The organism is Streptomyces sp. NPDC046308 (assembly GCF_055588065.1).
The window spans coordinates 339,325-359,962 of sequence record NZ_JBVJFB010000002.1; the positions used below are offsets into that span (position 1 = coordinate 339,325).

Annotated in this window: 20 protein-coding genes, 1 other RNA gene and 1 pseudogene; 11 read left to right on the top strand and 11 right to left on the bottom strand. The window is 73.2% G+C overall.

All coding sequences use genetic code 11. The features are described from left to right. Window positions 1-33 precede the first annotated feature (33 nt). Both ACZ6JT_RS08955 and ACZ6JT_RS08960 read left to right on the top strand, forming a co-directional pair. Complete coding sequence (locus tag ACZ6JT_RS08955; protein WP_469208750.1) at window positions 34-1,350, top strand: Bcr/CflA family multidrug efflux MFS transporter; 1,317 nt, start codon at window positions 34-36, stop codon at window positions 1,348-1,350. 63 nt (window positions 1,351-1,413) lie between these two features. Further along, a complete protein-coding gene (locus ACZ6JT_RS08960; RefSeq protein ID WP_469208752.1) occupies window positions 1,414-2,433 on the top strand; it encodes a small ribosomal subunit Rsm22 family protein in 1,020 nt (339 codons plus the stop codon). A 1-nt stretch (window position 2,434) separates the two neighbouring features. On the opposite strand, the pseudogene ddaH reads toward ACZ6JT_RS08960, so the two are convergent. Then, window positions 2,435-3,280: pseudogene (ddaH, locus tag ACZ6JT_RS08965) on the bottom strand (dimethylargininase); the annotation flags it as partial. Between the two features lie 106 nt (window positions 3,281-3,386). Here ddaH and ACZ6JT_RS08970 point away from each other — a divergent pair. Then, entirely contained in the window at window positions 3,387-3,998 is a 612-nt protein-coding gene (locus ACZ6JT_RS08970; protein WP_469208754.1) for a TetR/AcrR family transcriptional regulator, read from the top strand. 170 nt (window positions 3,999-4,168) lie between these two features. Then, a complete protein-coding gene (locus tag ACZ6JT_RS08975) occupies window positions 4,169-4,918 on the top strand; it encodes a bifunctional DNA primase/polymerase (protein WP_469208756.1) in 750 nt (249 codons plus the stop codon). Window positions 4,919-5,020: 102 nt separating this feature from the next. On the opposite strand, the gene yaaA is transcribed toward ACZ6JT_RS08975, so the two are convergent. Beyond that, window positions 5,021-5,824 carry a peroxide stress protein YaaA gene (gene yaaA, locus ACZ6JT_RS08980; RefSeq protein WP_469208759.1) on the bottom strand — a complete coding sequence of 268 codons (804 nt, stop codon included), beginning with the start codon at window positions 5,822-5,824 and terminating at the stop codon, window positions 5,021-5,023. A gap of 154 nt (window positions 5,825-5,978) precedes the next feature. Here yaaA and ACZ6JT_RS08985 point away from each other — a divergent pair, with 154 nt between their 5' ends. Then, window positions 5,979-7,436 carry a ribonuclease catalytic domain-containing protein gene (locus ACZ6JT_RS08985; RefSeq protein WP_469208761.1) on the top strand — a complete coding sequence of 486 codons (1,458 nt, stop codon included), beginning with the start codon at window positions 5,979-5,981 and terminating at the stop codon, window positions 7,434-7,436. Here ACZ6JT_RS08985 and ACZ6JT_RS08990 read toward each other — a convergent pair. Together ACZ6JT_RS08990 and ACZ6JT_RS08995 are read right to left on the bottom strand one after the other, a co-directional pair. Continuing rightward, window positions 7,423-8,259 (bottom strand): hypothetical protein, encoded by an 837-nt coding sequence (locus tag ACZ6JT_RS08990; RefSeq protein ID WP_469208763.1) that lies wholly within the window; start codon window positions 8,257-8,259, stop codon window positions 7,423-7,425. The two genes, ACZ6JT_RS08985 and ACZ6JT_RS08990, sit on opposite strands and share 14 nt — an antisense overlap. Continuing rightward, a complete protein-coding gene (locus ACZ6JT_RS08995) occupies window positions 8,256-8,990 on the bottom strand; it encodes a MerR family transcriptional regulator (protein WP_469208765.1) in 735 nt (244 codons plus the stop codon). The genes ACZ6JT_RS08990 and ACZ6JT_RS08995 overlap by 4 nt, the downstream gene beginning before the upstream one ends. Before the next feature lie 77 nt (window positions 8,991-9,067). On the opposite strand from ACZ6JT_RS08995, the gene rnpB reads away from it, so the two are divergent. Next, an RNA gene (gene rnpB / locus ACZ6JT_RS09000) (RNase P RNA component class A) lies at window positions 9,068-9,469 on the top strand. A gap of 367 nt (window positions 9,470-9,836) precedes the next feature. Here rnpB and ACZ6JT_RS09005 read toward each other — a convergent pair. From ACZ6JT_RS09005 to ACZ6JT_RS09015, 3 genes are read right to left on the bottom strand one after another with little or no spacing between them, the layout of a single operon-like run. Continuing rightward, window positions 9,837-11,237, bottom strand: coding sequence for a bifunctional RNase H/acid phosphatase (locus tag ACZ6JT_RS09005; RefSeq protein ID WP_469208767.1), 1,401 nt, complete (start codon window positions 11,235-11,237; stop codon window positions 9,837-9,839). Beyond that, entirely contained in the window at window positions 11,237-11,980 is a 744-nt protein-coding gene (locus tag ACZ6JT_RS09010) for a zinc ribbon domain-containing protein (protein ID WP_469209602.1), read from the bottom strand. The genes ACZ6JT_RS09005 and ACZ6JT_RS09010 overlap by 1 nt, the downstream gene beginning before the upstream one ends. Next, entirely contained in the window at window positions 11,977-12,834 is an 858-nt protein-coding gene (locus ACZ6JT_RS09015; protein ID WP_469208769.1) for a Nif3-like dinuclear metal center hexameric protein, read from the bottom strand. The genes ACZ6JT_RS09010 and ACZ6JT_RS09015 overlap by 4 nt, the downstream gene beginning before the upstream one ends. Before the next feature lie 301 nt (window positions 12,835-13,135). On the opposite strand from ACZ6JT_RS09015, the gene ACZ6JT_RS09020 reads away from it, so the two are divergent. After that, window positions 13,136-14,206: a hypothetical protein gene (locus ACZ6JT_RS09020; RefSeq protein WP_469208770.1), complete on the top strand. Its 1,071-nt coding sequence runs from the start codon at window positions 13,136-13,138 to the stop codon at window positions 14,204-14,206. 33 nt (window positions 14,207-14,239) lie between these two features. Here the strand turns inward: ACZ6JT_RS09020 and ACZ6JT_RS09025 are convergent, their stop codons facing one another. The 3 genes from ACZ6JT_RS09025 to ACZ6JT_RS09035 are packed head-to-tail and all read right to left on the bottom strand — an operon-like array spanning window position 14,240 to window position 17,172. Beyond that, window positions 14,240-15,181 carry a 3-oxoacyl-ACP reductase gene (locus tag ACZ6JT_RS09025; RefSeq protein ID WP_469208773.1) on the bottom strand — a complete coding sequence of 314 codons (942 nt, stop codon included), beginning with the start codon at window positions 15,179-15,181 and terminating at the stop codon, window positions 14,240-14,242. A gap of 33 nt (window positions 15,182-15,214) precedes the next feature. Then, the gene (locus tag ACZ6JT_RS09030) at window positions 15,215-16,291 is read right to left on the bottom strand and encodes a Zn-dependent alcohol dehydrogenase (RefSeq protein WP_469208775.1); all 1,077 of its coding nucleotides are present in this window, start codon (window positions 16,289-16,291) and stop codon (window positions 15,215-15,217) included. 26 nt (window positions 16,292-16,317) lie between these two features. Beyond that, a complete protein-coding gene (locus tag ACZ6JT_RS09035; protein WP_469208777.1) occupies window positions 16,318-17,172 on the bottom strand; it encodes a MaoC/PaaZ C-terminal domain-containing protein in 855 nt (284 codons plus the stop codon). A 220-nt stretch (window positions 17,173-17,392) separates the two neighbouring features. On the opposite strand from ACZ6JT_RS09035, the gene ACZ6JT_RS09040 reads away from it, so the two are divergent. The 4 genes from ACZ6JT_RS09040 (at window position 17,393) to ACZ6JT_RS09055 (ending at window position 19,363) form a co-directional block, all read left to right on the top strand. Continuing rightward, a complete protein-coding gene (locus tag ACZ6JT_RS09040; RefSeq protein ID WP_376619727.1) occupies window positions 17,393-17,746 on the top strand; it encodes a response regulator in 354 nt (117 codons plus the stop codon). 161 nt (window positions 17,747-17,907) lie between these two features. Then, window positions 17,908-18,453, top strand: coding sequence for an RNA polymerase sigma factor (locus tag ACZ6JT_RS09045; RefSeq protein WP_376619715.1), 546 nt, complete (start codon window positions 17,908-17,910; stop codon window positions 18,451-18,453). After that, entirely contained in the window at window positions 18,440-18,730 is a 291-nt protein-coding gene (locus tag ACZ6JT_RS09050; RefSeq protein ID WP_469208780.1) for a hypothetical protein, read from the top strand. The genes ACZ6JT_RS09045 and ACZ6JT_RS09050 overlap by 14 nt, the downstream gene beginning before the upstream one ends. 66 nt (window positions 18,731-18,796) lie before the next feature. Continuing rightward, window positions 18,797-19,363 carry a hypothetical protein gene (locus ACZ6JT_RS09055; protein ID WP_469208781.1) on the top strand — a complete coding sequence of 189 codons (567 nt, stop codon included), beginning with the start codon at window positions 18,797-18,799 and terminating at the stop codon, window positions 19,361-19,363. Between the two features lie 59 nt (window positions 19,364-19,422). Here ACZ6JT_RS09055 and ACZ6JT_RS09060 read toward each other — a convergent pair whose 3' ends face one another. Next, on the bottom strand, window positions 19,423-20,631 hold the full coding sequence (locus ACZ6JT_RS09060) for a lipid-transfer protein (protein WP_469208783.1): 1,209 nt from the start codon (window positions 20,629-20,631) through the stop codon (window positions 19,423-19,425). Window positions 20,632-20,638 lie beyond the last annotated feature (7 nt).

Genomic DNA, 20,638 nt, shown 5'->3' on the forward strand with positions numbered 1-20,638 from the left:
TGCGTAAAGCAGATGAGAAGACTGGAGTTCCGCATGTCGGAGAGAGGCCCCGCGACGGCACCCTCGCACGACTCGTCGCCCGAATCGCCCTCCGCCCCCGTCACCACCAAGCCCCTGACGGCAGCACGCCGCACAAGCCTGCTCGTCACCTTCGTACTCGGGGGGCTCACCGCCCTCCCCCCGCTGTCCATGGACATGTACCTGCCGGCCCTGCCTCAGGTCACCGATGACCTGAACAGCCCCGCGGCGACCATCCAGCTCACCCTCACGGCCTGCCTCGCCGGCATGGCCCTGGGCCAGCTCGTGATCGGCCCGATGAGCGACAAGTGGGGCCGGCGCCGGCCCCTGCTCGCCGGCATGGCCGTCTACGTCCTGGCCACCGCGATCTGCGCCCTCGCGCCGACCGCCGAGCTGCTGATCTCCTTCCGGCTGCTCCAGGGCCTGGCGGGCGCCGCCGCGATCGTCATCGCACGGGCCGTCGTACGCGACCTGTACGACGGGGACGAGATGGCCCGCTTCTTCTCCACCCTGATGCTCATATCCGGGGCCGCCCCGATCATCGCCCCACTCATCGGGGGGCAGGTGCTGCGCTTCGCCGACTGGCGGGGCGTCTTCGTCGTCCTCACCGGCGTCGGCACGGTCCTCACCCTGATGGTCTGGCGCGGCCTCGGCGAGACCCTGCCGCCGGAACGGCGGCACACCGGCGGCGTCGGCTCCGCCCTGCGGACCATGCGGGGGCTCCTCGGCGACCGCGTCTTCGCCGGCTACACCCTGACCGGCGGCTTCGCCTTCGCCGTGCTCTTCTCCTACATCTCCGCCTCCCCCTTCGTGGTGCAGGAGATCTACGGGGCCTCGCCCCAGGCCTTCGCCCTGCTCTTCGGCCTGAATTCGGTCGGTCTGATCCTCGTCGGCCAGGTCAACGGCAAGCTGCTGGTCGGCCGGGTCAGCCTGGACAAGGTCCTGGCCGCCGGCCTCGCGACCATCACGGCCGCCGCGGTGGCCCTGCTGCTCATGTCGACGGGGGTGTTCGGGGAGGTCGGGCTGACGCCGGTCGCCGCCGCGTTGTTCGTCCTGATGTCGGCGATGGGCGTGGTCCTGCCGAACACCAACGCCCAGGCCCTGATGCGCACCCCGCACGCGGCCGGCTCGGCCTCCGCGCTGCTGGGCACCTCGTCGTTCCTGATCGGCGCGATCGCCTCACCGCTGGTGGGCATCGCGGGCGAGGACACGGCCGTACCGATGGCCCTGGTCCAACTGGTGTGCGCCCTCCTCTCCCTGACCGCCTTCCTGGGCCTGTGCCGCCCGTGGAGTTCCGGCCCCGCCGCGCAGTCCGGCTCCGCCGGCGTGTGAGGCGCGGGGCCGGGGCCACCCCGGCCGGCGGGGCCACCGCGGCCTGCGACATAAACTTCGCAGGTGAACGCCTCCGCCCCCACCACCGCCGAAACCCTCCGCCGCACGCTCGGCGGACTGCTCGACGGCCTCCCGCCCAAGCAGGCCGCGGCCGCCGTCGAGCGGCTCATCGCCAGCTACCGGGGGCAGACCCCGACCGACGCCCCGGTCCTGCGCGACCGCTCCGACGTGGCGGCGTACGCGGCGTACCGGATGCCCGCCACCTTCGAGGCGGTACGGGCGGCCCTGGACGGGCTGGCCGAGGCGGCACCGAGCTGGGCGCCGGCCTCGCACGTGGACGTGGGCGGCGGCACGGGCGCCGCGACCTGGGCGGTGGACGCCACCTGGGACGGCCCGCGGCAGACCACGGTGCTGGACTGGGCGGATCCGGCGCTGAAGCTCGGCCAGGAGCTGGCGCGGGCCTCGGCCTCGCCGGTGCTCCGCGCCGCGGACTGGCGACGGGCCGTCATCGGATCCGGCCTGTCCCTGCCCGACGTCGACCTGGTCACGGTCTCGTACGTGCTGGGCGAGCTGACCCCGCAGAACCGTACGGCGGTGGTCGCCGAGGCGGCGCGGGCCGGGCAGGCGGTGGTGCTGATCGAGCCGGGCACGCCGGAGGGCTACCTCCGCGTCCGCGAGGCCCGCGACCAGCTGATCGCGGCCGGGCTGCGGGTCGCCGCCCCGTGCCCGCACGACGGGACCTGCCCGATCCGGGTCGGGCAGGACTGGTGCCACTTCTCGGCGCGGGTCAGCCGGTCCTCCCTGCACCGGCAGGTCAAGGGCGGCTCGCTCCCGTACGAGGACGAGAAGTTCAGCTACGTCGCGGCGACCCGCTTCCCGGTGGAGCCGGCCGCCTTCCGGATCACCCGCAAGCCGCAGATCCGCAAGGGTCTGGTCCAGCTGGAGCTGTGCGGCCCGCAGGACGGCGAGGGGGCGGGCCTGACCCGGGTCAACGTGACCAAGCGCCACGGCGACCTCTACAAGGCGGCGCGGGACGTCGACTGGGGCCAGGCCTGGCCGCCCCCCTCCGATGAGGACGAGTGACCTAGGGCCGCAGCTCCTGCGTGCAGCACTTCACGCTGCCGCCGCCCTTGAGCAGTTCGCCCAGGTCCATCGGGATCGGCTCGAACCCCCGGTCCCGTAGCGGTGCCAGCAGGCCGGTGGCCGCCTGGGGGAGCAGGACGTGCCGGCCGTCGGACACGGCGTTCAGGCCGAGGGCGGCCGCGTCCCGGCCGTCCGCGATCAGGGCGTCCGGGAAGAGGCGCCTGAGCACGCCCTGGCTGCCGGGCGAGAAGGCGTCCGGGTAGTACATGATCTCGTCGCCGTCGAGGACGCTGAGCGCCGTGTCCAGGTGGTAGTAGCGCGGGTCCACCAGGTCGAGGCCGATGACGGGCCGGCCGAAGAACTCCTGGGCCTCGTCGTGCGAGAGCGGGCTGGAGCGGAAGCCCCGGCCGGCCAGGATGTAGGTGGCCGTGACCGCGAAGTCGCCCTCGCCCTCGTTGACGTGGGACGGCTCGTGGACGTCCTGGAAGCCGTGGCCGCGGAACCAGTCGAGGTGGATCTCGGCCTCGGCGGCCCGTTCCGGGTACGCGAACCGGGCGCCGAGCACCCGGCCGTCGACGACCAGGGCCCCGTTCGCCGCGAACACCATGTCGGGCAGCCCCGGATCGGGTACGAGGGTCTCGACGGTGTGGCCGAGGGCGCGGTAGCGGTCCCTCAGGTCTTCCCACTGGGCGTGTGCGAGGGGCAGGTCCACCGGTTTCGTGGGGTCCATCCACGGATTGATGGAGTACGTGACCTTGAAGTGTGCGGGTGGGCACATCAGGTAGCGCCGGGGTGTGGCGTCTCTGCGCAAAGAAGGCTCCTCACGACTTTCACGACTCGGGACGAGTACGGAAGGGAATCGTCTCTCCTCCCGCTGGACGACACAGTGAACTGACCGGGTGGTTTACGCAACCATAGGAAGACGAGACGTCTCGCATTGATAGGTTCCGGCCATGACCAAGACCCCTGACGCCACCCGCCGCAGCGACCGCTCCCGGCGCGCCATCCTCGACGCCGCTCTCGCCCTGGTCGGGGAGGTCGGCTACAACAAGCTGACCATCGAGGCCATCGCCGCCCGTGCGGGCGTCGGCAAGCAGACCATCTACCGCTGGTGGCCGTCGAAGGCCGCCGTCCTCCTCGACGCCTCGCTGGCCCTGGCCGGCGACGCGGAGACGGACGGCGAGTGGACCGGCTTCCCCGACACCGGGGACCTCGCCGCCGACCTGAAGTACGTACTGCGCGCCACGGTGGACGAGTTCAACGACGAGAAGTACGAGGCCCCCGCGCGCGCCCTGACGGCGGCCGGGGCCACCGACCCGGAACTCGGCGCCCGCTTCACCGAGCAGCTGCTGGAGCCGCAGCTCGCCCTGTACGAGGCCCGGTTGCACACGGCCCGGGAGGCCGGCCAGCTCGCACCGGACACCGACCTGCGGCTGACCGTGGAGATGCTGCTCGGGCCGCTGACGTACCGCTGGCTGCTGCGCACCGCGCCCCTGACGCACGCTTACACGGACGCGCTCGTGGACCGGGTGCTGGGCGGGGTGGCCAACGTCACCGCCCGCTAGGCGGCCGGTGGCCGGCCGCCACCCGAGGAGATTAGCCCTGATCCTATTGATATACGGCGATTTGTCGGTCACTCATCCCCGGCCCCCGGTCGTCAAGAGCGGTCACCCGGGGCGCAGGATGGTGGGACGATGTGAAGGTCCGCCGGGGATACGGTGAGGTGAGGGGATAGATGGGGTCTGAGTCCGGCCGCGTCAAACGCGGCGAGCAGAGCAGGATTTCCCAGTGGCTGCGCCGGCGCCAGAAACCCACCGCCGAGGACCCCGCACGCGAGCGCGAGGCGCTCCTCCTGGCCGTCGCCGCCGCCGGTCTGCCGCTCGCCCCCGCCGCCCATCCCGTCGGTTACCGGTGTTCGTGCGACCGCGTCGGCTGTCCCACGCCCGCGCGGCACCCCATCTCCTTCGCCTGGCAGACCCAGTCCACCACCGACCGCGCCCAGGTCGAACGCTGGGCGCGCAACCAGCCCCAGGCCAACTTCATCACCGCGACCGGCATGGTCCACGACGTGCTCGACGTCCCGCTGGAAGCCGGCGCCGCCGCCCTGGCCCGTCTGCTGGAGGCCGGGATCGAGGTCGGCCCCGTCGCCGAGTCCGGCGGCACCGGCGAGCAGGCCCGCATGCTCTTCTTCACCGCCACCCGCGGCACCCCCGAGGACGAGGACGAGTGGTGGCCGTGCGAACTGGACTGTCACCCCGAGACGATGGACGAGCACCCCGGCCTGCGCTGGCACTGCCGCGGCAGCTACGTCCTGCTCCCGCCGGCGGCCCTCCCCGGTGACCTGTCGGTGACCTGGCTGCGCGGCATGGAGCACCCCCTGCCGGATCCGCTGACGCTCCTGGAAACGCTGACGGACGCCTGCGCGGCTTACGCGGGTACCGCGAACCTGACCCCGGCCGCGGTCGCCTGGCCTCTGGGCCGCTGACCCGGGCTCCGCCCCAGACCCCGCGCCTCAAACGCCGGCGAGGCCGGATACGACTGACGCCCGCCGGCAAGGCCGGGGGCGGAGCCCCCGGGCAACGGCGCGTCAGTGGTGGATCTGGGTGACCACCACGTCGAGGGACCAGGCCTTGCCCGGCTTCGCGGGGGCCTCGGCCTCGACCACGTAGTCCAGGTCCCGCAGGGCCGTGACCAGCTCGGCCGGGGACGCGGGGGCGGCGCCCGCGACCAGCAGGTCACGCACCAGGCGACCCTTCGTCGCCTTGTTGAAGTGGCTCACCACCGACCGCTTCTCCACCCCGTCCACCATCTGCGAGTGCAGTACCCGCACGGTCGCCGTCCGCCCCGCCACCTCGCCCTTCGGCTTCCACGCGGCCGCGTACGCCGAGGACCGCAGGTCCAGGACCAGCCCCTCGCCCGCCGCCTCGGGCAAGACGGTGGCCATCGGCTCCCGCCAGTACGCGCCGAGCGCGCCCAGCCCCGGCAGCTTCACGCCCATCGAGCAGCGGTACGAGGGGATGCGGTCGGTGATCCGCACCGCGCCCCACAGCCCCGAGAACACCAGCAGCGCGTCCTCCGCACGCGCCCGCGCCGCCGCGGGCAGGCCGGCCAGGCCCAGCGCGTCGTACAGCACGCCCGTGTAGACCTCCCCCGCCGGCCGGGCCACCGCCGAGCGCAGCTCCGCGTTCTTCGCGACCTCGCCCCGCAGGCCCTCGCTCAGCCCCAGCACCTCGCGCGCCTTGAGCTCGTCGCCCGCGCACAGCTCGACCAGTTCCTCCAGGACCGCCGCACGGGCCGGGGCCAGGCCGGGCAGCGACAGCGACTGCGGCTTCAGCGGTGCGCCGGAGCCGCCGGCGGCCTTTCCTTCGGACGGCGGCAGCAGCACGAGCACGGTGGTTCTCCTTCTTCGCGTACGAGCGCGGGGGTGCGGCCCCGACATGCCAGCGTAGGCCCTCCCGCGCGGCCCCCTTCCCCCCTCTTCCGGCCGGTCCCCGCCCGGCCCCGCTCACCGTGCCGCTCCGTGCCCGCCGACCTACGCTCGGGTCATGCCCCGTCGCCCGATCCACCTCTCCGACGCGGCCGAGGCCGCGCTGCACAACGCCCTGAAGAAGCTCCGTACGGAAATGCACGTCACCCCGGACTTCCCCGAGCCCGTGGTCGAGGCGGCCACTGCGGCCGCCGCCGCGCCCGTGCTGTCCCACAAGGACGCCACCGACCTGCCCTTCTTCACGATCGACCCGCCGGACTCGAAGGACCTCGACCAGGCCATGCACCTGGAGCGGCGGGCGGGCGGCGGGTACCGCGTCCACTACGCCATCGCCGACATGGGCGCCTTCGTCGAGCCCGGCGGCGTGATCGACACCGAGGCGCACAAACGCGTCGAGACGCTGTACTTCCCCGACCTCAAGGTGCCCCTGCACCCCGCCGTGCTCTCCGAGGGCGCGGCCAGCCTGCTCCCCACGAACAAGAGCGTCCCGGCCCTCCTGTGGCAGCACGACCTGGACGCCGACGGCGAGGTGACCGCCACCACCGTGTTCCGCGCCCTGGTCCGCAGCCGGACCAAGCTCGACTACGCGGGTGCCCAGCGGGACATCGACGCGGGGACGGCCGGGCCCTCCCTCATGCTGCTCCGCGAGATCGGCCTGCTCCGCGAGACCATCGAGGCCGAACGCAACGCCGTCTCGCTCATGCTGCCGGACCAGGAGGTCACCCTCCAGGACGGGGAGTTCCGGCTGAGCTACCGGACACCGCTGGCCGTGGAGGGCTGGAACGAGCAGATCTCCCTCCTGACCGGCATGCGGGCGGCCGCGATCATGCTGGAAAGCGGTACGGGCATCCTGCGGACCCAGCAGCTGCGGACCCCCGACCCGGTCCCGGCCCTGCGGAAGATCGCCAAGAAGCTCGGCATCGACTGGAAGCACCACATGTCGTACGCCGAGCTGATCCGCTCCCTCGACCCGAAGAAGCGGAAAGAGGCTGCTTTCCTCCACGAGGCCACCCGCCTGTTCAGGGGGGCGGACTACACGGCCTTCCTCGGCGGCGTCCTCCCCGCGCATCCCCAACACGCCTCCATCGCGGCCCCGTACGCGCACTGCACGGCTCCGATGCGGCGTCTGGTCGACCGGTACACCGGTGCGCTGTGCGTGGCCGCCTGCGCGGAGCAGGACCCGCCGGACTGGGTGCTCGCGAAGCTGACCGGCCTGCCGGCCACGATGAAGAGGAGCCAGGGGAACGCCGCGGACAGGGAGTCCGTGGACGTCGTGGAGGCGGCACTGCTCAAGAACCGGGAGCACGAGATCTTCGACGCCGCCGTCATCGACACCGACGCGGAGCAGGGACGGCCCAAAGAGGGCCTGGTGTATCTGGCGGAACCCCCCGTGATGGGCCGGATCACGAGGAAGAGCGGGCCGCTCGAACTCGGCGCGAGTGTCCGGGCCGAGCTCACCCTGGCCAACCCGGAGGCGGGCCTCGACAAGGACAAGATCCTCTTCAGCCTGCCGTAGCGGCTGCCCGCACCGCGGCGACCAGCGCGGCCGGGTCGTCGGCGTGGAAGCGGACGGTCCGCGCCTCGCCCCGGGCCCCGAGCGGGCGGGTGAAAGGGAGCGGGCGGGCCAGCTCCACGGTCACCGTGGTCTGGCTGCCGACGATCAGGTCGAGCACCCCGTCCTCGGACAGGCCGACCAGCCGGCCCTCGGGGTAGCGGCGGTCGACCCGGACCGAGGCCACCGCGTCCGCCGGGACGGCCAGGTCGAAGAGGGCGCCGTAGCGGATCAGCAGGGACCCGTCCGGGCGGACCACGTGCGGCCGGGTGACGCAGGCGGCGTGCAGGGCGAGCACGAGCAGGATCCCGTACACGTCGAGCACGAGGACCACCCGGTGGACCGCCGGCCAGGGAATGAGGAGGGCCAGGGCCACCGTCTCGACCACCGACACGAAGAGCATCCCGTACATCATGGCCGTCTGCGGTCCCGTGTACGCGACGGCGAGATCGCCCGGGCGCACCCCGTGCCGCCCCCGAACCGTCCACCTCCCGAGGGCGGCGAGGGCGTGCAGCTCGTGCCGCAGCAGCCGCCGCACCTGCACCGGAACCACGGCGCGGACGGCCGCGCGCACGGCCGCCCGGCGCCCCATGCCCCGGGCCCGCCCGGCGGCGTACAGGCCGTGCAGCACCCACGCCTCCAGCAGCAGCACGGCGACGAGCAGCACCTCGGTGGCGGCGAGCGCCCAGCCGGGCAGCCGCATCCCGGCCGCCAGGCACACCACGAGCGCCAGCTCCGCCGGGACCACGGCGGTGACGGCGATCCGCGCCGCCCGTATGCGGGTCATCCCCGCCCCCTCTCGACGAACGCCTCCATGACGCGGCGGACGACCTCCGCCTGCGCGGGCGCGTACTCGGCGAGCAGCGCCTCCTTGAACCCGGCCACGACCGCCCCGTCGGCGGGGATCGCCGCGAACACCTCGTCGGGGACGGACGCCACGAGGTCCGCCGCCAGCGCCGGGATCCGCGGATCGTCCACGGGCGCGTCGGCGAGATCGTCGAGGCGCTCGTACAGGGCGAGCACGGCGGGGTCGGCGGCGAGCGGCCCGAGGGCGGCGTAGACCTCCTGGCCGCCCGCGCCGGCCGCGTCGAGGAGGATCAGGTGCTCGCGGTCCTTGGCCGCGGTCGGGGAGTCGGTCGCGGGCGCCTTCGCCAGCAGTTCGGCGAGCGCGGGCGACAGGGGCTCGCCCTCCCCCGGCCCGGCGGCGAGCAGCACCGCGAGCCGCCGGCGGCGCTCCGCGATCGCGGCCTCCTGCCGGGCCAGGTCGGCGTCGAGCTCTTCGAGTACGTCGGCCAGTTCGCGCCCGGCGTCGTCCGCGAGCACGTCACGCACCTCGTCGAGGCTCAGCCCGAGCTCGGTGAGGCGGCGTACGCGGGCCAGCAGGACGGCGTCGCGGACGCTGTAGGCCCGATACCCGTTGGGGCGCCGCTCCGGCTCCGGGAGCAGTCCGACATGGTGGTAGTGCCGGATCGCCCGGGTGGTGACCCCGACGACCGCGGCGATCTCTCCGATGCGCATGAGCCCAGTAGAGACCCTGCCGTTGCGTCAAGGTCAAGCCTGGCCACCGCCCCGGGTAACATGTCCACCACGGCAGACGAGTCGGCCGGGCGGCCGCGTCGGGATCCTCGGATCCCGCCGAGGAACGTCCGGGCTCCACAGGGCAGGGTGGTGGGTAACGCCCACCCGGGGTGACCCGCGGGACAGTGCCACAGAAAACAGACCGCCGGGGACCTCGGTCCTCGGTAAGGGTGAAACGGTGGTGTAAGAGACCACCAGCGCCTGAGGTGACTCAGGCGGCTAGGTAAACCCCACCCGGAGCAAGGTCAAGAGGATCCGTCTCCGGACGGGTCTGCGCGAACGATCGAGGGCTGCCCGCCCGAGTTCGCGGGTAGACCGCACGAGGCCGGTGGCAACACCGGTCCTAGATGGATGGCCGTCTCCCCGGCGACCGCGAGGTCGCCGGGCGACAGAACCCGGCGTACAGGCCGGCTCGTCTGCCCCTTCGCCCCGCGCCGCTCGCCGGTCCGGGGCGCCGCCGTAGTGCGGCCCAAAGCCCGGGGCTCCGCCCCACACCCCGCCGGGCTCCGCCCGGACCCGCTCCTCAAACGCCGGAGGGGCTGAATTGGCGCGGCGGAGGCTGAATTTGCGCGGCCGCCAGGCCGGATGGTGCGGCGGGCCGGGTCGGTTGGGGTGGGGGTGGGTGTGTGTCGGGGTGATCCCCGCAGGGTGCCAAACGCACTGCCGCCCAGCTTTCCGACACCCCGACACGTTTGGCGCCCGAGGAGACGCCCCGGCGCGCGCCCGCCCCCACCCCAACCGACCCCCACCCCGACCCCGCCCAAGCGGCGCAACCAACCCGCAGGGTCACCGCAAGTGCGACGTCTCGTTCAGCAGCCGGACCGAGGCGTTGCCGTCGGCGTAGTAGGCGACGGCCGACAGCGAGGCAGCCGAGAGTTCCATGCGGAACAGCGCTTCCGGCGGGGCGCCCAGCGCGAGGCGGACGAGGATCTTGACCGGGGTCACGTGGGTGACGAGGAGGACCGTGCGGCCCGCGTGCGCGGCCAGCAGTCGGTCACGGGTGGCCGAGATCCGGCGGGTGGCGGCCGCGAAGCTTTCGCCGCCGCCCGTGGGGGCCGCCCTCGGGGAGTCCAGCCAGGCCTGGAGGTCGTCCGGGAAACGCTCCTGCACCTCGGCGAAGGTCAGGCCCTCCCAGGCACCGAAGTCCACCTCGCGCAGACCGTCCTCGACCGTCACGGTCAGACCCAGTCGGTCGGCGACCGCCTGCGCGGTCTCGCGGCAGCGGCGCAGCGGGGAGCTGATGACCGTCTGCACGGTGCCGCGGGCGGCGAGTGCCTCGGCCACGGCGGCGGCCTGACGGCGGCCGGCCGGGGACAGCTCGGGGTCGGACCCCCCGCTGCCGGAGAAGCGCTTCTGCGGGGTGAGCGCGGTCTCTCCGTGCCGCAGCAGCACGAAGGTGGCCGGAGCCCCCATGTCCGGACCCCAGCCCTGCCCCCGGGCGGGCGCGTCGGCCGCGGCCGCAGCCGCAGGAGCGGCGGCAGCCGGAGCCGGCTCGGCCGCAACGCCGGAGGCCGCAACGCCGGAGACCGCACCGCGAGAAGCCGCCCCGCCAGAGGCCTCACCGCTGAAGCCCGCTCCCCCGCTGAAGCCCGCTCCGCGGGAAGCCGCACCGCGGGCGGGCGTACCGCCTCCGGCGGCCAGCGCGGCCCGGACGGCTGCGGCGCCCGCCGCGGCGTCCCCGGGCGGCCCGGACGGCGGTACCGCCGAAAGGGCCCGCGCCGCCGAGGCGTCCAGCGCGGCCGTGGAGTCGGACGGCTCCCACGGCCTGCCGCGCTTGCCCGCGTCCATCGCCTCGTTGGCGAGCCGGTCCGCGTGCTTGTTCCTCTCGCGCGGGATCCACTCGTACGTGACCTGGGCGCGCGGAAGGATCTTCGCCGCCTCCGCCGCCAGGGGCTTCATGTCCGGGTGCTTGATCTTCCAGCGGCCCGACATCTGCTCGACGACGAGCTTGGAGTCCATCCGCACCAGGACCTGCGCGTCCGGCGCGAGCTCGCGGGCGGCCTTGAGCCCGGCGATCAGGCCCTTGTACTCCGCCACGTTGTTCGTCGCGACGCCGATGTACTCCGCGCGCTCGGCCAGCGTCTCGCCGGTCGCCGGGTCGAGGACGACCGCGCCGTAGCCGGCGGGTCCCGGGTTGCCCCGGGATCCGCCGTCCGCCTCCACGACGAACCCGCCAGGCCTCGGCATCAGATGCCCGAGTCCGCCGTACGGACCAGGATGCGGCCGCAGTTCTCGTGACGTACGACCTGGTCGCGGGCCGCGGCCTTGATCTCGTTCACCTCGGCCATGTCGAGCTCCAGCCGGCAGCCCTCGCAGCGGCGCTGGTACAGGCGCGCGGCGCCGACCCCGCCCTGCTTGACGCGGATCTTCTCGTACAGGGCCATCAGGTCCGTCGGCATGGACGCGACGATGACCTCGCGGTCCTTGGTGACCTTCGCGGCCTCGGCGTCGATCTCGGCGGTGGCCGCGTCCCGGCGCGCGGTGGCGTCCGCCACCTTGGCCTCCAGGGCGGACACGCGCTCGGTGAGCTCGGTGACGCGCTCCGTCGCCGCCTCCAGGCGCTCCATGACCTCGAGGACCACGTCCTCCAGGTCGCCCTGGCGCTTGGCGAGGGAGACGACCTCGCTCTGCAGGTTCGCCAGGTCCCGGGCCGAGATGCCGACGCCGGAGTCCAGCCGCTGCTGGTCGCGGGCGGCGCGCTGGCGCACCTGGTCGACGTCCTGCTCGGCCTTGGTCTGCTCGCGCGCGGTGTCGCTCGCCTGGGTCTGGGCGGCGACGAGCAGGTCGCGCTGCTGCGTCAGGTCCTTGGTGAGCGCGTCGAGCTCGGCGTGCTCGGGCAGCGACTTGCGCTTGTGGGTGAGCTGAGACAGCCGGACGTCCAGCGCCTGGACGTCGAGAAGTCGGATCTGGTCGGCGGGCTCGGCGTTCAGTTGGGGGCTCCAGGGATAGAAGGGTGTGTGACGGACGGCGCGTGCGCCGTCCAGGGGTCGGTGACCGTGCGCGAGACATGGGTGCGCAGACCCCAGCCCTTGCGCTCGGAGATCGCGTCGAGCTGCGCGGCGGCCTGCTCGCACCAGGGCCACTCGGTGGCCCAGTGGGCGGCGTCGACGAGGGCGAGCGGGCTCTGCTCGCGGGCCTCGGACACCGGGTGGTGGCGCAGGTCGGCGGTCAGGAAGGCGTCCACGCCCGCGGCTCTGACCTGCTCGAAGAGGCTGTCGCCGGAGCCTCCGCTGACGGCGACGGTACGGATGAGGGCGTCCGGGTCGCCCGCGAAGCGGATGCCCTGAGCGGTCTGCGGAAGCCAGGCGGCGGCGCGGGCCGCGAACTCGCGCAGGGTCTCGGGGTGGTCCAGTTCGCAGAGCCGGCCGAGGCCGCGGCGGCCCTCGGGGTCGGTCGGGTCGGGCACCAGCGGGCCGGTGATCCGCAGGTCGAGTGCGCCGGCGAGGGCGTCGGAGACGCCCGGGTCGGCGGTGTCGGCGTTGGTGTGGGCGACGTGCAGCGCGATGTCGTTCTTGATCAGCGTGTGCACGACGCGGCCCTTGAAGGTGCCGGCCTCGACGGTGGTGGTGCCCCGCAGGTAGAGGGGGTGGTGGGTGACGATCAGGTCGGCGCCCAGCTTCACCGCCTCGTCGGCGATCTCCTGGACGGGGTCCACGGCGAACAGGACCCGGCCGACCTCGGCTTCGGGGTCGCCGCAGACGGTTCCCACGGCATCCCACTGCTCGGCCCGCGAGGGGGGCCAGAGAGCGTCCAGCGCGGCGATGACTTCAGAGAGACGGGGCACGGGCCAAGGCTACCGTCCCCGTCACCGCGACCTGCCCGTACTGCTTGACCGGGAAGCCGCGCAGGGCGTCGAGGACCTGCGGCGGCGCTCGCTCCCGGGAGGTGGGGGCGGGGGGCTGATCACACCTCTGGTGCGGCACTGAACTCGACCCCACCCCAAACACCCCGATATCGCACAGCACAATCGCCTCGTCCACCACAAACGAATCGCCACCCGGACACCCGTATGTGTGAAGCCGCCGTGGACGTGTTGTTCGGCGGGAAGCCCGAAAACTAGCTTCCCCTCCGGAGGTGACGCACGGATGTCTGTCTGTGCCATCGAGATGACGACCATGGCCCCGTTCACGATCGCGGTGGACGGGTCGTACGCCGCCCGGCTTGCCGGGGAGGGGGAGGCGCGCTTCGTGGAGCGCTGGACCCTGGCCGGGCCCGAGCCGTACGCGGTTCCGCTGCCGCTCTCGCAGCCCGAGGAGGCCGACAGCGAGGTGCTGCCGCTGACCGACGGGCGGGTGTTGATCCACCGGCGGGTCGCGGAGCGGCACGCCTTCGCGCTGCTGTACCCGACGGGGGCGGCCACCGGGCCGCGCACCGGGGAGCTCCAGCTGGGCGCGGTGGACGCGCAGGAAGGCGTACGGGTGCGGCTGCTCCCGCCGTGCCCGGAGGGCTCCGACGCCTTCGCGCTGGCCTCGGCGGACGGGGTGACCACGGTGTGGCAGGTGGCCGGGTGCTCCTTCGGGCCGCAGCCGGTCGCCCGGATCCCGGGGCGGTGCTCCGGCGGGGTGTGGCTGGACCGGGTGGGCCGGCTGCTGGCCCTGGACCGTGAGCTGGAGGGCACGACCAAGGCCGTCGTCGTGGACCTGGGGCGGGGCGAGGTCTCCCCACTGCTGCAGATCGCCGAGGACAGCGACGACCGGCTGCTGCTGGCGGATCCGGACAGCGGGCTGCTGCTGATCCGCTCCGACGCCCCGGGCGAACCGCGCCTGGGCTGGGGAGTACTGGGCAGTTCGCGTCCGGTGCGCTTCCCGGAGTGCCTGCGGCTCGGGGAGGCGCTCCCCTTCGCCGTGCAGCCGGGCCAGGCCCTGATGCCGGAGACCTGCGGGGTGGCGTTGCGGCTGCCCGAGGGGGACATCGCCCTGTGGCGTCCCGCCGACCGTCACGTGTTCCGGCTGGCCGCCCCGGCCGGCTGGCTCGGCGGTGCGGGGCTGTGGAGCCCGCAGGGTCGCCTCCACCTGCCATACGCGACGCAGGACGTGCCGTGCGGGATCCTCGGCCTGAGCCTGCCCGTGTCCCCTCCCCCGCCGGTCCGGCTGGATCCGCCGCCGGCCCCGCCCCGCCCGGTGCCGCTCCAGCAGGCTCCGCTGTCGGGGCGGTAGGGCGGGGGCGCGGCGGCGGTTCCGGCAGGCCGGTCAGGCGTGCTTGAGGCCCAGGACCTCCGTCGCGGCGAAGGTCTCGTTGGCCGGGCGGGAGTCGTAGTACGGGGTCAGGACCTCGTCGAGCTCCTCGTAGGAGAAGGCCTCCTTGCCCGTGTCGAACTTGGCGGCCACCTTCGGTCGTTCCATGACGACGACGATGCCGCCGTGTACGACGAACAGCTGGCCGTTGGCCTTGGCGGAGGCGGGCGAGGCGAGGTAGCCGACGAGCGGGGAGACGTGCTCGGGGGCGAGGGCGTCCAGCTTGCCCTCCTCCGGGACCTCGAAGCCGGCGAAGACGTCCTCGGTCATCCGGGTGCGGGCGCGCGGGCAGATGGCGTTGGCCGTCACCCCGTACTTGGCGAGGGCCAGGGCGGTCGAGGTGGTCAGGCCCACGATGCCGCCCTTGGCCGCCGCGTAGTTGGGCTGGCCGGCCGAGCCGCCGAGGAAGGCCTCGGAGGAGGTGTTGACGATCCGGCCGTAGACCGGGCCGCCCGCCGCCTTCGAGCGCTCGCGCCAGTGCACGGAGGCGAAGTGGGTGGTGTTGAAGTGGCCCTTGAGGTGGACCCGGATCACCGAGTCCCACTCCTCCTCCGACATCGAGAAGACCATCCGGTCGCGCAGGATGCCCGCGTTGTTGACCAGGATGTCGAGCTTCCCGAAGCTGCTCACGGCCAGCTCGACCAGCTCGCGCGCCTGCTCGAAGTCGGCCACGTCACCCAGGTGCGCCACCGCCCGGCCGCCCGCCGCGCGGATCTCCTCGGCCACCTCCTGCGCCGGGGCGGCCGAGGCCTCCCCGGAGCCGTCGCGGCCGGGCTGGCCGAAGTCGTTGACGACCACGCTCGCGCCGAGCCGGGCGAGTTCGATCGCCTCGGCCCGGCCGAGCCCGCGGCCCGCGCCCGTGACGATGGCGGAGAGTCCCTCAAGTGGCAGTGACATCCGTACGGTTCCCCTCGGAGTCGGCAGAACGGGTCAGAGTTCGATGCAGGTGCGCAGGGCGACGCCCGTGCGCATCTGGTCGAGGGCCTCGTTGATCTCGGCGAGGCTCACCCGGTGGGTGATCAGGTTCGCCAGGTCGATGCGGCCGGCCCGCCAGAGCGCGATGGTGCGCTCGTAGGAGCGCAGCACGTCGCCGCCGCCGTACATCGACGGGAGGATCTTCTTCTCGTCGAAGAACAGCGAGAACATGTTGATCTGGAAGTTGTCGTCGAGGGCGCCCGCGCCGACGATGACGACGGAGCCGCCGCGGCGCGTCATCTCGTACGCCTTCTGCGCGGTCGCGGACTTGCCGACGACCTCGAAGACGTAGTCGAAGCCCTCGCCGGCCGTGATCCGGTTCTTGGCGTCGGCGAACTCCTCGGGGGAGACCGCCTCGGTGGCGCCGAAGCGCAGCGCCGCCTCGCGCCGCGAGGCGACCGGGTCCACGGCGATGATCTGGGCGGCGCCCTGGACCTTGGCGCCCTGGATGACGGATATGCCGACGCCGCCGCAGCCGATGACGGCGACCGAGGAGCCGGCCTCCACCTTGGCGGTGTTGATGGCCGCGCCGAGTCCGGTGGTGACGCCGCAGCCGATCAGCGCCGCGATGTCGAAGGGCAGGTCGTCGGGGATCGGGATGGCGCAGGCGGCCGGTACGACCATCTCCTCGGAGAAGGTGCCGGTGCCGGCGAAGCCGAAGATGTCGCTGGCCGCCCGCTTGAAGTTGGGGGTGGCGACGTTCCCGAAGGCCTCCAGGCACAGGTGGCCCTGGCCGCGCTTGCAGGAGGGACAGTGCCCGCACGGCGGCAGCCAGCAGACGAGGACGCGGTCGCCGATCTGGTGGCTGGTGACCCCGTCGCCGACGTCCGTGATCACGCCGGAGCCCTCGTGGCCGGGGATGAAGGGGGCGGGCTGGGGCAGTACGCCGCTCATCGCGGAGAGGTCGGAGTGGCAGAGGCCAGTGGCCTTGACGCGGATCCTGACCTTGCCGGGGCCGAAGCCCACGGCTTCCATGTCGTCGACGACCTCGAGCTTGTCCTGGCCGATCTCGCTCTGCAGTGCTGCGCGCACGGTGCGGCTCCTTAAGGGGCGTACGACTACGAGTGTTCGACGACGGTGTCGGCGAGGACCGGCGCGTCGTCCCGTTCGACGGCGGTCACCGACACCAGGACGCGGCCGGGCTCCTGCCACATCCGGATGCGGAGCGTCTCGCCCGGGAAGACGATCCCGGCGAAGCGCGTGCGGTAGGCGCGGACGCGGGAGACGTCCCCGCCGAGCGCCGTGTCGACGACGGCCTTGAGGGTCATCCCGTACGAGCAGAGGCCGTGCAGGATGGGCTGGTCGAAGCCGGCCAGCTTGGCGAACTCTGGGTCGGCGTGCAGGGGGTTCCAGTCGCCGGAGAGGCGGTAGAGGAGCGCCTGGTCCTCGCGGATGTGCCGTTCCTCGGTCCGGTCGGGGGCGCGGCCCGGCAGTTCCTCCTTGACGGAGGGCCCGCGCTCGCCGCCGAAGCCGCCCTCGCCGCGTACGAAGATCTGCGCGTCGCTGGTCCACAGCGGTCCGTCGGCGTCCGCGACCTCGGTGCGCAGCACGATCACGGCCGCCTTGCCCTTGTCGTAGAGGGCGGCGACCTTGGCGCGGGAGGTGGCGTCGCCCTTGACGGGGATGGGCCGGTGCAGCTCGATGGACTGGCCGCCGTGCAGGACGTGGGCGAGGTTGACGTCGATCCCGGGGGCGGCGAGGCCGCCCATCATGGCCATGCCGGCGCCGGCGACGGTCGCGAAGCTGGGGAGGACGTGGAGCTTGGATTCGAGGGTGTAGCGCAGTTCGTCCGGGTCGTTGGCCGGCCGGCCCGCGCCGAGTCCGAGATGGTAGAGCTGGATGTCCTTGTGGTCCCAGCCGATGGTCCCCTGGCGGGGGTCGGCGGCGAGGGCCCTGGCGGCATCGATCGGCATGAGGATGCGGCTCCCTGTCGTTGGAATGTCGCTGCCCTGGAAGACCTCGGTGCGGCACGTCCGCACCGTCGGCCGCACCGAGGTCGTATACGGGGGCCGGTTCTAGAACGCGTTCTAGGACCGGCCGGTGAGGGAATGTATAACGCACGCCCCGACAGTTGGGAAGACCAGCCGGAAAGACTCCTGACTTCGCGTCAGATATGCTTTCCCGGTGGACGAAATGCCCGTGGAACACCGTCAGGCCCGCGCCCTGCGGGTACTGCTCGATCCGCAGAACCCGGCCCTCGCGCTCCGGCTCGGCCTCGTGCCGGACATCGAGGTCGTGCGGGACCTGACGGCCCGCCCGGCGGTGGCGCTGGTCGAGGAGGTCACGGCCGTGACGGCCCTGCTGGCGGAGGACCCGGAGTGCCGGGTCCTCGTCCTGACGGGCTCGGCGCACCCCGGCCTGGCCGACTCCGTGCTCGCCGCCGGGGCGGCGGGCCTGATCCTGCGCGACGGCCCGATCGAGGACCTGGCGGACTCGATCCGCCGCGCCTCGATGGGCGAGACGGTGGTCGACCCCGCCCTGGGGTGAATCCTTTCCCGGGGGTCGCGCCTCTTGTGTGTACGTGCCGATGCCAAGGTCGGCACATGACCCGGAGGTTGTCGTGATCACTGTTCTCGTGGGTGCCGGCGCGCTCGTCCTGCTCTGCACGTGCGTCCTCGTACTGCGTCGCCGCGGACGGGGCCGGGCCCGTGGCTGACCGCACCGACTGGCCCGGTGAGGCGCTGATCGTCGCCGCGCAGGGCGGCGACCTCGACTCGCTCACCGCCCTGGTCACCGGATCGCACCCGAACGTACGGCGCTTCGCGCACTCGCTGTGCGCGTCGCGCGAGGACGCCGAGGACGCGGCCCAGGAGGCGCTGATCATCCTCTACCGGAGGATCGGCATGCTGCGCGCTTCCGGCGCCCTGGCCTCGTGGATGTTCCGCATCGTCCGCAACGAGTGCCTGCGCCGGGCCCGGCTGGTGCCGCGGGAGCGGGCGCCGCTGCCGGAGACGGCCGTGATGTCGGCGGAGGACGAGGTGCTGCAGCGGCTGGAGGCGGGGCGGGTGGCGGAGGCCATCGCCGCGCTGCCCGCGGACCAGCGGCGCGTCCTGATCATGCGGGACGTCCAGGGCTACAGCGGGCGGATGGCCGCGGAGTCCCTCGGTCTGAGCACCGCCGCGATGAAGTCGCGGCTCCACCGGGCCCGCGCGGCCGTTCAGCACTCTTTGGGAGACACCCGTGCCCTCCACTGACGCCCCTTCGTCCCTGTCCGGCTCCGGCTCCGGTTTCGCGAGCGCGTCCGTGCCGCGGCACCTGGCGCGCGGCGGGGTGGGCTTCGGCGCGCTGATCGGAGCCTTCGCCCTGCTCCCGGTCTTCGGCCCGGCCACCCTGCTGCTCGCCCCGGTCGGCCTGGTCGCCCTGCGCGGCTGCCCGATGTGCTGGGCGATCGGCCTGGCCGAGACCGTCTCGCGGGGCCGGCTCCGCCGGGAGTGCACGGACGGCCGGTGCGAGCTGAAGCCGGCCCGGTAGGGGGCCGAACGGCGGGCGGGGAGGTGCGCCGCGCCGCCGGGAGCCGGCACTTCGTAGGCTGGCCCGATGGGCCTCTTCGACAAGTTGACCGGCACCCGGCGCCCCGCCCCCGGCACGCTGCCCCGCTCCGCCGCGGAGGTCCGGGCCGCGCTGCTGGCGCTCGACGGCCCGGACGCGCCGTTCCTCCTGCGCGAGGGCACCGCGAAGGAGGGCGCCCAGCTGGTGGCGGTGTGGCGGCTCCCGCGGGGCGGCCCGCACCCCGTACGGGGCCACACCCTGCTGCGCCTGGACGCACCGGCCCGCGAGGTGCGCACGCTCGACGAGCGGTGGGAACGCCTGGAGCCGGGCGAGCGGTCGTTCGACGGCGGCAACCTGAAGCGCGTCCGCGGCCCGGTCGACTCCTTCTCCAGGCAGTGGACGTTCGAAAGGGGCCCGGACGGCCGCCGCCGCCTGGTCCCGGAGTCCGGCTTCAGCTCGGCGGCGGTGAAGGCCCCCTCCGCGCAGCGGTTCTCGCGGCGGGGTGGACCTGGCGGGGCGTCTTCCGGCTGTGAACCTCGCCCGGCTGCGCGGGTGCGGCGCCGTTGCGGGGGCTCCGCCCCCGAGCCCCAGCGCCTCAAACGCCGGCGGAGCTGATTTTTGCCGGCGTTTGAGGCGCGGGGTCTGGGGCGGAGCCCCAGCAGTGGCGCGGCCCGTCACCTGCGGAGCAACGTCACCACCGCCGCGCCGCCCAGGCCGATGTTGTGCGCGAGGCCGACCCGCGCACCGGGAACCTGCCGCGAACCCGCTTCGGCGCGCAGCTGCCACACCAGCTCCGCCGCCTGCGCCAGGCCCGTCGCGCCGAGCGGATGCCCCTTGGAGATCAGCCCGCCGGAGGGGTTCACCACCCACCGCCCCCCGTACGTGGTCGCACCCGACTCCACCAGCTTCCCGGCGGCGCCGTCCCCGCACATGCCCAGCGCCTCGTACGTCAGCAGTTCGTTGATCGAGAAGCAGTCGTGCAGTTCCACCACGTCCACGTCCTCGATGCCGAGCCCCGAGTCCTCGTAGACCCGTCGCGCCGCCGCCGCGGTCATCGGCTTGCCGACCACGTCGATGCACGAGCCCGACGCGAAGGACTCCTCCGTGTCCGTGGTCATCGCCTGGGCGACGATCTCGACCGCCTTGTCGTGCAGCCCGTGCGCCACCACGAACCGTTCCGACACCACCAGCGCCGCCGCGGCCCCGTCCGAGGTCGGCGAGCACTGGAGCTTCGTCAGCGGTGCGTGGATCTCCTTCGCCGCGAGGATCTCCTCCACCGAGTACACGTCCTGGAACTGTGCGTTCGGGTTGTTCGCCGAGTGCTGGTGGTTCTTCGCGCCGACCGCCGCGAGCTGCGCGGCCGTGGTCCCGTACCGCTCCATGTGTTCCCGCGCCGCGTTCCCGAAGATCTGCGCGGTCGGCGGGGACATCTCGAAGCCGTGGCCGGCCGCCATGATCCCGTAGTGGCGGGCCACCGGCGAGGTCTTGAAGGATTCATCAGCGCCTCCGCCGTCCGCCCCGCCGCCCAGCGCTCCGCGCTTCATCTTCTCGAAGCCGAGCGCGAGTACGCAGTCGTTGAGTCCGCCCTCCACGAACTGCCGCGCCATCATCAGCGCCGTCGAGCCCGTGGCGCAGTTGTTGTTGACGTTGTAAACCGGGACACCGCTCAGCCCCAGCTCGTACGCGGCCCGCTGGCCGGCCGTGGAGGCCTGGAAGCAATAGCCCACCGGGACCTGTTCGACCAGCCCGTAGTCCACGCCCGCGTCGGCGAGCGCCGCGGTCCCGGCCTCCTTCGCCATGTCCCAGTACTGCCAGTCCCGCGACTCCGGCTTCTCGAACTTCGTCATGCCGACGCCCACGATGTACGACTTCCGCGACTTCATGCCCGAT

What these genes read in the sequence shown, in the direction of transcription:
- ACZ6JT_RS08990 (WP_469208763.1), bottom strand. Translation starts at nt 8,259, where the DNA reads ATGACCCGCATACGGGCGGCGCGGATCGCCGTCACCGCCGTGGTCCCG.
- ACZ6JT_RS09055 (WP_469208781.1), top strand. Translation starts at nt 18,797, where the DNA reads ATGGGCCTCTTCGACAAGTTGACCGGCACCCGGCGCCCCGCCCCCGGC.
- ACZ6JT_RS08985 (WP_469208761.1), top strand. Translation starts at nt 5,979, where the DNA reads ATGCCCCGTCGCCCGATCCACCTCTCCGACGCGGCCGAGGCCGCGCTG.
- ACZ6JT_RS09035 (WP_469208777.1), bottom strand. Translation starts at nt 17,172, where the DNA reads ATGCCGATCGATGCCGCCAGGGCCCTCGCCGCCGACCCCCGCCAGGGG.
- ACZ6JT_RS09060 (WP_469208783.1), bottom strand. Translation starts at nt 20,631, where the DNA reads ATGAAGTCGCGGAAGTCGTACATCGTGGGCGTCGGCATGACGAAGTTC.
- ACZ6JT_RS09040 (WP_376619727.1), top strand. Translation starts at nt 17,393, where the DNA reads ATGCCCGTGGAACACCGTCAGGCCCGCGCCCTGCGGGTACTGCTCGAT.
- ACZ6JT_RS09020 (WP_469208770.1), top strand. Translation starts at nt 13,136, where the DNA reads ATGTCTGTCTGTGCCATCGAGATGACGACCATGGCCCCGTTCACGATC.
- ACZ6JT_RS08995 (WP_469208765.1), bottom strand. Translation starts at nt 8,990, where the DNA reads ATGCGCATCGGAGAGATCGCCGCGGTCGTCGGGGTCACCACCCGGGCG.
- ACZ6JT_RS08970 (WP_469208754.1), top strand. Translation starts at nt 3,387, where the DNA reads ATGACCAAGACCCCTGACGCCACCCGCCGCAGCGACCGCTCCCGGCGC.
- ACZ6JT_RS08975 (WP_469208756.1), top strand. Translation starts at nt 4,169, where the DNA reads ATGGGGTCTGAGTCCGGCCGCGTCAAACGCGGCGAGCAGAGCAGGATT.
- ACZ6JT_RS08955 (WP_469208750.1), top strand. Translation starts at nt 34, where the DNA reads ATGTCGGAGAGAGGCCCCGCGACGGCACCCTCGCACGACTCGTCGCCC.
- ACZ6JT_RS09005 (WP_469208767.1), bottom strand. Translation starts at nt 11,237, where the DNA reads ATGCCGAGGCCTGGCGGGTTCGTCGTGGAGGCGGACGGCGGATCCCGG.
- ACZ6JT_RS09025 (WP_469208773.1), bottom strand. Translation starts at nt 15,181, where the DNA reads ATGTCACTGCCACTTGAGGGACTCTCCGCCATCGTCACGGGCGCGGGC.